General features: G+C 23.5%; 1 pseudogene. It reads right to left on the bottom strand.

From position 1 onward, the window contains the following. Positions 1-28 precede the first annotated feature (28 nt). A pseudogene (locus tag C6B38_RS06800) lies at positions 29-663 on the bottom strand (spiroplasma phage ORF1-like family protein); the annotation flags it as partial.

The raw sequence follows: 663 nt of genomic DNA, 5'->3' as shown, positions 1-663 counted from the left end.
AAAAAGGAACTAAATAACAGTTCCTTTTTTATATTAATCGCACAAATTTCATAAAAATAATTAATAAAAAGATATTTGTTATTGTACTATACAATGCTGGATTAAATTTTCATACCTCAAATATTTGACTAAAAAAACTATATACTGTTTCAAAAACCTTACCAACACCACTCGCTAACTCGTTAACTTGTTTAATTCCAGGAATAGTGTTGACAATTCAAATCACCGCATTTTTAATGTGAGTTTCTAAATCTCATCAACCTTTAGGAGTTATATATTCCACTTGAAATCATTGTTTATTGGGGAACAAACCACCATTATTAATTTCTTGTCAGTTATAAATCCCAAAATTAAAATCATAATATCGGTACATATCATTCTCTTTTTGTGCTTACAATTCAAAAACATTATAACCAATTTTTTGTTCTTCAATTTTTTTATACTTTAAACCATATTTATCTTTTAAAGAATCTTCAAAAACATAATCCGAATTTGAATTAATATCATAATTATTAGCAACCGAAAAATTATAATTAAAAACACTACCATAATTATTAATCGTATAAAACCGATTTTTAAATGCTGAATATAATTTAATATCTAATTGCTTATATTTATCAGAAAAATAAAAATATCGTGGGTAAATTTTAAAACCATTATTTA

The sequence above is a fragment of the Spiroplasma sp. ChiS genome, assembly GCF_002968355.1.
Lineage (GTDB): Bacteria > Bacillota_I > Bacilli_A > Mycoplasmatales > Mycoplasmataceae > Spiroplasma > Spiroplasma citri.
Note: the sequence above shows the minus strand (reverse complement) of the source record. Positions and strands in the feature narration are given on the sequence as shown.